Origin of the sequence: Nonomuraea sp. NPDC004580, assembly GCF_040609855.1 — a bacterium.
Taxonomy (GTDB): Bacteria; Actinomycetota; Actinomycetes; order Streptosporangiales; family Streptosporangiaceae; genus Nonomuraea; species Nonomuraea salmonea.
Genome location: NZ_JBEXLH010000114.1, coordinates 1 through 9,643 on the forward strand (window position 1 = coordinate 1; position 9,643 = coordinate 9,643).

Below are 9,643 nucleotides of genomic sequence, written 5' to 3' on the forward strand. Positions count from 1 at the left end.
GGGTCGCGATCGAGCTGATCACGGCCAGGTCGTGGGTGATGAACATCATGCCGGTGCCGCTCTGCTCGCGCAGGTCGGCCAGCAGGCGCACCGTCGCCAGCAGGTCGCCGAGGCCGCCGTAGAAGGCCATCGCGGGCAGCACCACGGTGCCGGCCGCGCGGGCGCGCTCGGCGAAGTCCGCGAACGTGTCCAGGTTGGCCTCGATCTCGGCCGCCACGTCCACGTACGGGATGCCGGCCCGCAGCGCGGCCTCGATCAAGGGCGCCGCCGTCGTGGCGAAGGGCCCGGCGCAGTTGATCACGGCCGTGGCGCCCTCAAGGGCGCGGTCCAGCGCGTCCGGGTCGTCGGTGGACGCCTGCCGGGTGACCAGCCCCGGGTCGGCCGCCGCCAGCTCATTCAGCTTGATCGTGTCGCGCCCCGAGGCGATCGGGACGAGCCCCCGCTCCTTCAGCTCCGCCAGCACGAAACGCCCGGTGTGCCCGTATGCGCCGTAGACCGCCACCGCCATGATGTCCTCCTCGTTCGTCATCGGTGACCATTCTGGCGACGGTGATGGCCGGGCACGAGTGTCGGGAACGCCGTCACCCGTACACTTTCGGACATGCACACCGTCGCGCTGGCCGTCACCGACGGCATGCTGCACCTGGAGCTGTCGCTGGCGTACGAGGTCTTCGGCGGCGGCCCGGCCGAGGACTGGTACGAGCTGGTCCTGTGCGGCCAGGAGGCGGTCAGGGTCGGCCGGTTCCTGGTGGAGCCCGAGCGCGGCCTCGACGCGCTGGCCGAGGCCCGCACCGTGATCGTCCCCGGCTGGGCGGACATCGACGCCGACCCGCCCGCCGACCTGGTCGCGGCGGTCCGCGCGGCCCACGAGGCGGGCGCCAGGGTGGCCTCGCTGTGCACGGGCGCGTTCGTGCTGGCCGCCGCCGGGCTGCTGGACGGGCGGCGGGCCACCACGCACTGGGCGCACACCGGCGTGCTGGCCGCCCGCCACCCCCGCGTCGAGGTGCACCCCGACGTCCTGTACGTCGACAACGGCAGCGTGCTCACCTCGGCGGGCAAGGCCGCCGCCCTCGACCTGTGCCTGCACCTCGTCCGCCGCGACCACGGCTCGTCGGCCGCCAACGCGGTGGCCCGCCGCCTGGTGGTGCCGCCGCACCGGGAGGGCGGCCAGGCCCAGTTCGTCACCAGGCCGGTGCCGGAGCGCGGCGACCACCCGCTCGGCGAGCTGTTCCCGTGGGTGCTGGCCAGGCTCGACCAGCCGCTGACGGTCGAGGACCTGGCCCGCAGGGCCAACATGAGCTCCCGCAACCTGGGCCGCCACTTCAGGGCGGTCACCGGCACCACGCCGCTGCGCTGGCTGCTGACCCAGCGCGTCCGCCGCGCCCAGGAGTTGCTGGAGGTCACCGACGACAGCGTGGAGCGCATCGCGGCGGCCACCGGCATGGGCACCGCCACGACGCTGCGCCGCCACTTCGGCCGCACGGTCGGTGTGGCCCCCGACGCCTACCGGCGCACGTTCAGGGCGCGTACCAGGGCATAGGCCGCGCGTGCTGACGGCATTAGTCAGCATGTCTATACATAGAGTTGATATTGAGGTACAACCAGGGCGAGCCCGATGGTTCTGGAGGTGTCTCGTGAGACGTACCCCGATCGTGCTGGCCCTGCTGGGAGCGCTCGCCCTCAGTGGCTGCTCCTCAGGCGGCGGAGGCGGTGAGAGCGGCAGCGCGCCGCCCGCCACGGCGGCGCAGGCGGGCGACGGCCGCTACGCCGTCATCACCCACGCCGCCGCCGGCGACTCCTTCTGGGACGTCGTCAAGAACGGCGCCGAGGCCGCGGGCGAGCAGTACGGCGTCACCGTCAGCTACCAGGGCGACGACGACCCGGCCAGGCAGTCGCAGCTCATCGACCAGGCCGTCTCGGAGAAGGTGGACGGCATCGTCGTCTCCATGGCCAACCCCGACGCGCTCAAGGAGTCCATCGGCGAGGCCGTCGCCGCCGAGATCCCGGTGGTCACCATCAACTCCGGCGCCGACTCCTCCAAGGAGTTCGGCGCGCTCACCCACGTCGGCCAGTCGGAGGACGTCGCAGGGCGCGGCGCGGGCGAGCAGCTCAAGGCGGCCGGCGTCACCAAGCTGCTGTGCGTGATCCACGAGGCCGGCAACGTCGGGCTCGACCAGCGCTGCAAGGGCGCGGAGGAGACGCTCGGCGGCACGGTCGAGCGGCTGCAGGTCAACGTCAGCGACCTCGCCGACGTCACCTCCAAGGTCGCCGCCAAGCTCCAGACCGACCAGCAGGTCAACGGCGTGCTGGCGCTGAACCCGGCCGTCGCGGTCGCCGCCAGGGACGCCATCAAGGACGCCGGCTCACAGGCCAAGCTGGCCACGTTCGACCTGTCGGCGGACGTGGTGAGCGCGATCGACGACGGCGAGATCCTGTTCGCCGTGGACCAGCAGCAGTACCTCCAGGGCTACCTGCCGATCACGTTCCTCACCCTCTACAAGTCCAACCTCAACACGGTCGGCGGCGGCCTGCCGGTCAACACCGGGCCGGGGTTCGTCACCAAGGACAACGCGGCGCAGGTGGCCGAGCTGGCGGAGGCGGGCACGCGATGACGGCGGCGGCGGACGAGCGGGTGGCGCGGGTCGGACTGGCCCGTCGCCTGCTCATCAGGCCGGAACTCGGCGCGGTGGTCGGGCTGGTGGTGGTCTTCGTGTTCTTCGCCGCGCAGTCGCCGGTGTTCCGCTCGCCCGACGGCATCGCCAACTGGCTCGACCCGGCCGCCACGCTGGGCATCATGGCGGTCGCGGTGGCGCTGCTGATGATCGGCGGCGAGTTCGACCTGTCGGCGGGCGTGCTCACCGGGACGAGCGGGCTCGTGCTGGTGACGCTGGCCACCAGGTTCGGCTTCGACGTCTGGACGGCCATGCTCGTGGGGCTGGTCGTGGCGCTGGCGGTCGGGTTCGCCAACGGGCTCGTGGTCACCAGGACCCGGCTGCCCAGCTTCATCGTCACGCTGGGCACGTTCCTCATGCTGCAGGGCGTCAACCTGGGCGTCACCAAGGCCATCACCGGCACCGTGCAGGTCAGCGGCCTGCGCAGGGCCGAGGGCTTCGAGGTGGCGAACGCGATCTTCGCCGGCACGATCGACGTGGGCGGCACCTCGTTCCGGGTGGCGATCCTGTGGTGGATCGTGGTGACGGCGGTGGCGACCTGGGTGCTCATGCGGTCGCGGGCGGGCAACTGGATCTTCGCGGTCGGGGGCGACGAGCAGGCGGCGCGCGCGGTGGGCGTGCCCGCCGCCCGTACGAAGATCGCGCTGTTCATGACGACGGCGTTCGCCGCCTGGCTGGTCGGCTCGACGCTGGCGCTGCGCTACACGTCGGTGCAGGCCGGTATCGGCATCGGCCAGGAGTTCATCTACATCATCGCGGCCGTCATCGGCGGCTGCCTGCTCACCGGCGGGTACGGCTCCGCGATCGGCGCGGCCATCGGCGCGCTGATCTTCGGCATGGCCGACAAGGGCATCGTGTTCCTCGGCTGGGACGCCGACTGGTTCACCTTCTTCCTGGGCGCGATGCTGCTGCTGGCGACGCTGGCCAACCGGCTGGTCCGGCGCTACGCCGAGGAGGTGCGGCATTGACCCCGATCCTGGAGACCCGCGGCATCGGCAAGACGTTCGGCTCGGTGCTGGCGCTGCGCGAGGTGTCGATGAGCGTGGCGGCCGGTCAGGTGGTCTGCGTGCTGGGCGACAACGGCGCGGGCAAGTCCACGCTGATCAAGATCCTGTCGGGGGTGCACCAGCACGACGCGGGCGCGTACCTGGTGGACGGCGCGGAGGTGCGGCTGACCGGCCCCCGCGACGCGCTCGACCGCGGCATCGCCACCGTCTACCAGGACCTGGCGATGATCCCGCTCATGTCGGTCTGGCGGAACTTCTTCCTCGGCTCAGAGCCGCGCAAGGGCCTGGCCTTCGACGTGGCCAAGGCCCGCAGGGTGGCGCGCGACGAGCTGCGCGCGATGGGCATCGACATCCGCGACGTGGACCAGCCGGTCGGCACGCTGTCGGGCGGCGAGCGCCAGTCGGTCGCCATCGCCAGGGCGGTGTACTTCGGCGCCCGCGTGCTCATCCTCGACGAGCCCACTTCGGCGCTCGGCGTCAAGCAGGCGGGGGTGGTGCTGCGCTACATCGCCCGCGCCCGCGACCGGGGGCTCGGCGTCGTCTTCATCACCCACAACCCGCACCACGCCTACCCGGTGGGCGACCGGTTCCTGCTGCTCAACAGGGGGACCGCGGTCGGCGAGTACGGCAAGGCGGACATCACCCCGCAGGAGCTGACCGGGCTCATGGCGGGCGGCGCGGAGCTGGAGGAGCTGGAGCACGAGCTGCGCCGCGAACCACCTTTGGGAGACATTTGACGCGATAGGGCGATCGCCTGGAGGAAAAGGCAGGCAGAGAAATCTGGCATGCCGAAGACGAGAGGCGCAGGTGATCGCCATGACAACGACCGCCACCGGCAAGGTCGTGCTGGAGCGGGCGGCCCAGGAGTTCGCCGAGGGCACCGCCACACCGCCCTTCATCTACGAGCTGCCGCCCCAGCAGGGCCGTGACCTGCTGGAGAAACTCCAGTCCGGCACCGGCGTGCACAAGCCGGACATCGACGAGGAGTGGATCCAGGTCGAGGGCGGCCCCACCGGGTCGGTGCCGGTGCGGATCGTCAGGCCGAAGGCCGCCACCGGCACGCTGCCGGTCATCTTCTACATCCACGGCGCCGGCTGGGTCTTCGGCTCCGCCCGCACCCACGACCGGCTCGTCCGCGAGCTGGCCGCACGGGTCCACGCCGCGGTCGTCTTCCCCGAGTACGACCGGGCGCCCGAGGCGAGGTATCCCATCCAGATCGAGCAGAACTACGCCGCCGCGCGATGGGTGATGCGGCACGGCGCGGAGAAGCACCTGGACGCCTCCAGGATGGCGGTCGCGGGCGACTCCGTCGGCGGCAACATGGCGATCGTGCTGGCCATGATGGCCAAGGAGCACGGCGACGTACGGCTGCGCGGCCAGCTCGCGTTCTACCCCGTCACCGACGCGACCTTCGACACCGGCTCCTACCAGCAGTTCGCCACCGGCTACTACCTCAACCGCGACGGCATGAAGTGGTTCTGGGACCAGTACACCACCGACCCCGCCGAGCGGGCCGACCCGCACGCCTCGCCGCTGCGGGCGAGCACCGAGCAGCTGCGCGGCCTCCCGCCCGCGCTCATCATCACCGACGAGGCCGACGTGCTGCGCGACGAGGGCGAGGCGTTCGCGGCCCGGCTGCGCGAGGCCGGCGGCGACGTGACCACCGTGCGGATGGCGGGGATGGTGCACGACTTCGTCATGCTCGACCTGCTGCGCGACACCAACGCCGCCAGGGCCGCCATGGCGCTGGCCACCGGCAAGCTCCGCCGGTGGCTGGAAGCTCCGCGGTAGGGCGGCCGGCATGACCCTATGGCAGGGGCCACCCCCGGGGCCGTTATTACCCGGGCGACCGATGCGGCGGACCGCTCCTGGAGGGCGGTCCGCACAGGTCGCGGGGCCGGGCAGGGCGGCGCGCACAGCCGCGCAGGCACAGGCCGGACGTAAGGTGCCGCCAGCATTCCGCCCCCTCCGAGGAGCATTCATGACCGCCACCCAAGCGCGGACGCTGCCCATCGGCGCGGCGTTCGACCGCATGCCGTTCACCCGCCGGCACGTGCTCATCGCGCTCGCGCTCTTCGTCGCGTTCGTCATCGAGTCGTGGGAGCAGCTCGCGCTCGTCTACGTCTCCGGCGACCTCGGCGCTCAGCTGGGCATCGGCGAGGCGGGCATCGGCGTGGTGCTGTCGGCGGTGGCGTTCGGCATGATCCCCGGCGTGCTGGTCTGGGGGCCGGTGGCCGACAGGATCGGACGCCGGCCGACCGCGTTCTGGTCGCTGCTCGCCTACGGGGTGCTCGCGCTGGCCTCGGCCTTCGCCACCAGCGCGGAGGCCCTGGTGGCGCTGCGGGCGGCGTCGGGGCTGGCGCTGGCCGGCGTCTACACGATCACGTTCCCGTTCTTCCTGGAGCTGCTGCCCACCCGGCACCGTGGGCGGGCCGCGGTCTACCTGTCGATCGGGTGGCCCATCGGCATGCTGGCCGCCATCGGCGCGTCCGTGCTGCTCGGCGACCTCGGCTGGCACGTCGTGGTGATCGCCAGCGCGGTGGCGGGGCTGTGGGCGTTCGCGGTGCGGGCCTGGGTGCCAGAGTCGCCGTACTGGCTGGCCGCGCGCGGCCGGCAGGAGGAGGCGCGGGCGGTGCTGCGCGAGCTGGGCAGCCCCGACGCGGGCGCCACGTTCACCGTGGCGAGCGAGCGGGTCGGCCGGCCGCTCGACCTGTTCAAGGGCGGGCTCGGCCGGATCACCCTGGTCATGCTGGCGCTCAACTTCGTCTTCAACTGGGGCTACTGGGGGCTGCAGACGTGGCTGCCGACGCTGCTGCAGGAGCGCGGGCTGACGCTGTCGGCCTCGCTCGGGTTCGCCGCGCTGAGCGCGCTCATGATGATCCCCGGCTACGTCAGCGCCTCCTGGCTGACCGGCCGCTACGGCCGCAAGAAGGTCTTCCTCGGGTATGTGGCCGCCGCCGCGCTCGGCGGCCTGTGGTTCGCCACCGCCTCCTCCACGACCGGCCTCTACCTCGGCAACTTCGTGCTGTCGTTCTTCAGCCTCGGCGCCTGGGGCGTGTGGAACACCTGGAACGGCGAGTTCTACCCGACCGCGCTGCGCGGCACCGGCTACTCGTGGGCCACGGCCGCGCAGCTCGTCGCCACCACCGTGGCGCCCTCCGCGGTGGGCGCGTTGCTCGCGGGCGCCACCGGCTTCACCGCTACCATGCTGATCATCAACGCGTTCATGGTGGCCACGGCACTGCTGGCGGTGCCGCTGCCCGAGACGGAAGGGCGCGAGCTGGAGTGATACTCGGCGTCGCGCTGGAGACGGCGGGCGGGCCCGGCCCGCCCCCGATGCTGGTGGCGGCGGACGAGGGCGGGCCGGTGTGGCCGGTGTCGCGCGCGGCGGCCCGCACGGCGGCCCGCGTGTGCGTGGCGCTCGACCTGACCGGCGCGCCGGTGGCGCCGGTGGCCGCGATCCGGGTGGGCGGGCGCTGCCCCGAGGCGCTGCGGCCGGTGGCCGACCCCGGCGTGGCGACCATCGTGCGCGGCGGGCACAGCGTGACGGGGCGGCGGCTCGCGCCGCTCGACACCGAGGCCGTACGCCGGTTCGCGGCGGAGTGCGGGCTGCTCGACTTCGCGGTGACCGCCACGGGCTCGCCGGTCCTGCCCGAGCACGAGCTGGAGGTGGCCGCGATCATCGCCGCCGAGGTGCCGGGCGCGCGCATCACCTTGTCGTACGAGTTCGGCCACCCCGGGCTGCGCGAACGCGAGGCCGAGACCATCCGCAACGCCGCCCTGTCGGCCGAGGCCGACCGCATCGCCGACGACGTCGCCAGGGAGCTGCCCGGCGTGCCCGCCTACTTCGCGCGCTCCGGCGGCGGGGTGGTGTCGGCGCACTACTTCCGGCGCTTCCCGCTCGCCTGCGACCTGGGCGCGACGGCGAGCCGCGCGCGGGGCCGCGCCGAGCTGGGCCCCGACGTGCCCGACGGGGTGGCGGCGGCGTACGGGGCGCTGCTGGGCGAGCCGGCCGCCCAGGTGGAGCGGATCGTGCAGGCCCGCGGCAGGGCCGAGCTGGACCGCATGCTGCAGGACGCCAGGGACGAGGCGCTGACCAGGGTGGTGAGCGCGGGCGCCGCCCCGGGGTCGGCCCGCATCGCGGAGACGACGGTGAACCCGCTGTCGTACCTGCCCGACGGGCTCTACCGGGTGCGGGTGACGGCGGGTGGTCAGCTGTGGTCAGGCTGATCGACCCCGCCGGTCTCGACCGCTTCTCCGCCGGGTCGCGGGTGCTCGCGACAGGGGCGGCGGACTCGTCGTACAACCTGGCGCTGGACTGGGCGCACTCGGTGGTCGGCGGCGGCGTGGAGCTGGCGGCGGCCGGCGAGCTGCCCGATGAGACGGTGTGCGTGGCGGTCAGCCTGGTCGGCTCGACGACCGCGCTGGGCGAGCAGCTGCCCGCCGGTGACGAGCCCGAGCGGGCGGTGCGGGCGCTGGAGCGGCGGCTGGGTGAGCGGGTGGGCGCGGTCGTGGCGCTCAACCTGGCCGCGGAGAACGCGCTGATCCCGCTGATCGCGGCGGCCGCGCTGGGCGTGCCGCTGGTGGACGGCGACGGGACGGGGCGGGTGTTCCCGCTGGTGGAGCAGACGACGTACACGCTGGGCGGGGTGAGCGCGGCGCCGCTCGCGCTGGCCGGCGGCTCGGGGGAGCTGGTGGTGCTGGAGACGGCGGCCGACCGGGTCGAGGAGCTGCTGCGGCCCGTCGTGCTGTCGGTCGGCGGCTGGGCGGTGACCGCCTGCTACCCGATGACGGCCCGCGACCTCGCGCGGGTCGTGGTGCCCGGCACGGTGAGCCTGCTCATGCGGGCGGGCGAGCCGGGCGTGCCGCGCGCGGCGGCGGCCCCGTACGGCGCGCGCACGCTGTGCCGGGGCCGGATACTCGCGGTGGAGGGCAGCAGCGGGCACGGCTCCGACATGGGGCTGCCGTCGCTGCCGTCGTCCATCGTCATCCGGGAGACCGAGGGCCTCGGCCGGCTGGTCCGGCTGGAGGCGCACAACGAGGTGGTGCTGGCGCTCGCCGACGGCGCTGTGGTGGCCGTCGTGCCCGACCAGATCTGCATGATCTCGCTGCTCGACGGCATGGTGGTGGACGTGGACAAGGCAGAGCCCGGCCTGGAGGTGGAGATCATGGTGGTGCGGGCGGCGCCGGTGTGGCACACGGAGCGGGGCCTCGCGCTCGGCGGGCCGCGCGCGTTCGGGATCCCGCTGTGAGCGGCGTGCGGACGGCCGGCTGGGAGGCCCCCGTCACGGTGGCCGAGCTGGTCAACGCGGGGCCGCTGGCGGGGGCCCGCATGTACGGCGCGGGCGAGCATCCCGTACGCGGCGTGCGCATCGTGGACGAGCCGGCCGTCTTCGCCACGGTCACGCCGCACACGGCGGTCGTGCTGAGCGGCGCGGCGGCCGGGGGCGGCTGGGCGGTCGAGATGGCCATGCGCCGGGCCTGGGAGCAGGCCGCCGCGTGCGTCATCGCGCCGTCGGGCGGGCTCAGCGAGGGTTCGGGCGAGGTGCTGGCCGAGCGGCTCGGCGTCACGCTGGTCTTCGTGGACGACGACCCGCTGCTCGTCGCGGTACGCGTGGCGTCGGCGGCGGCACGTCCCGACGCGGCCCGCACCCAGCTCGTGGCCCGCTGCGCGACCCGGCTGGCCGAGGCGGGCACCTCGCCGCGGCGGGTGCTGGGCGTGCTGAACGCCGAGCTGCCGGGCACCGCCGTGGCCTTCCTCGACCGCTACGGCCTGCCGCTCGCGGGCCGCCGCGACGCCCTCGACCCGCAGACCGGGCGCGGCCGGTGGTCGGCCGAGGTGGAGGTGCCCGACCTGGCGGGCGAGGCGCTGGGCCGGCTGGTGGCGGCGGGCTCGTCGCGCTCGCCCGGCTGGCCCGCCGTGGTGCGCACGGTGCTGGGACTCGCGGTGGCGCCGCTGACGGC

9 protein-coding genes and 1 pseudogene are annotated in these 9,643 nt (G+C 73.8%); 9 read left to right on the forward strand and 1 reads right to left on the reverse strand.

Annotation, left to right across the window (positions count from 1 at the left end; translation table 11 throughout):
* Positions 1–529 (reverse strand): saccharopine dehydrogenase NADP-binding domain-containing protein (locus ABZW11_RS45595; RefSeq protein ID WP_355432619.1); only part of this gene is annotated, 529 nt, incomplete at its 3' end.
* 72 nt (positions 530–601) lie between these two features.
* Here ABZW11_RS45595 and ABZW11_RS45600 point away from each other — a divergent pair.
* The 9 genes and pseudogenes from ABZW11_RS45600 to ABZW11_RS45640 all read left to right on the forward strand — a co-directional run.
* Positions 602–1,540 (forward strand): helix-turn-helix domain-containing protein, encoded by a 939-nt coding sequence (locus ABZW11_RS45600; protein WP_355432622.1) that lies wholly within the window; start codon positions 602–604, stop codon positions 1,538–1,540.
* A gap of 94 nt (positions 1,541–1,634) precedes the next feature.
* Positions 1,635–2,612, forward strand: coding sequence for a sugar ABC transporter substrate-binding protein (locus ABZW11_RS45605; RefSeq protein WP_355432625.1), 978 nt, complete (start codon positions 1,635–1,637; stop codon positions 2,610–2,612).
* On the forward strand, positions 2,609–3,640 hold the full coding sequence (locus ABZW11_RS45610; RefSeq protein WP_355432628.1) for an ABC transporter permease: 1,032 nt from the start codon (positions 2,609–2,611) through the stop codon (positions 3,638–3,640). The genes ABZW11_RS45605 and ABZW11_RS45610 overlap by 4 nt, the downstream gene beginning before the upstream one ends.
* Positions 3,637–4,416, forward strand: coding sequence for an ATP-binding cassette domain-containing protein (locus tag ABZW11_RS45615; RefSeq protein WP_355432631.1), 780 nt, complete (start codon positions 3,637–3,639; stop codon positions 4,414–4,416). The genes ABZW11_RS45610 and ABZW11_RS45615 overlap by 4 nt, the downstream gene beginning before the upstream one ends.
* Positions 4,417–4,495: 79 nt before the next feature.
* Positions 4,496–5,470 carry an alpha/beta hydrolase gene (locus ABZW11_RS45620; protein WP_355432634.1) on the forward strand — a complete coding sequence of 325 codons (975 nt, stop codon included), beginning with the start codon at positions 4,496–4,498 and terminating at the stop codon, positions 5,468–5,470.
* A gap of 190 nt (positions 5,471–5,660) precedes the next feature.
* Complete coding sequence (locus ABZW11_RS45625; RefSeq protein WP_355432637.1) at positions 5,661–6,968, forward strand: MFS transporter; 1,308 nt, start codon at positions 5,661–5,663, stop codon at positions 6,966–6,968.
* A complete protein-coding gene (locus ABZW11_RS45630) occupies positions 6,965–7,909 on the forward strand; it encodes a hypothetical protein (RefSeq protein WP_355432640.1) in 945 nt (314 codons plus the stop codon). The genes ABZW11_RS45625 and ABZW11_RS45630 overlap by 4 nt, the downstream gene beginning before the upstream one ends.
* On the forward strand, positions 7,897–8,931 hold the full coding sequence (locus ABZW11_RS45635; RefSeq protein WP_355432643.1) for a DUF917 domain-containing protein: 1,035 nt from the start codon (positions 7,897–7,899) through the stop codon (positions 8,929–8,931). Before ABZW11_RS45630 ends, ABZW11_RS45635 begins: the two co-directional genes overlap by 13 nt.
* Positions 8,928–9,643 (forward strand): annotated as a pseudogene (locus tag ABZW11_RS45640) (PucR family transcriptional regulator); the annotation flags it as partial. The gene ABZW11_RS45635 and the pseudogene ABZW11_RS45640, both read left to right, overlap by 4 nt.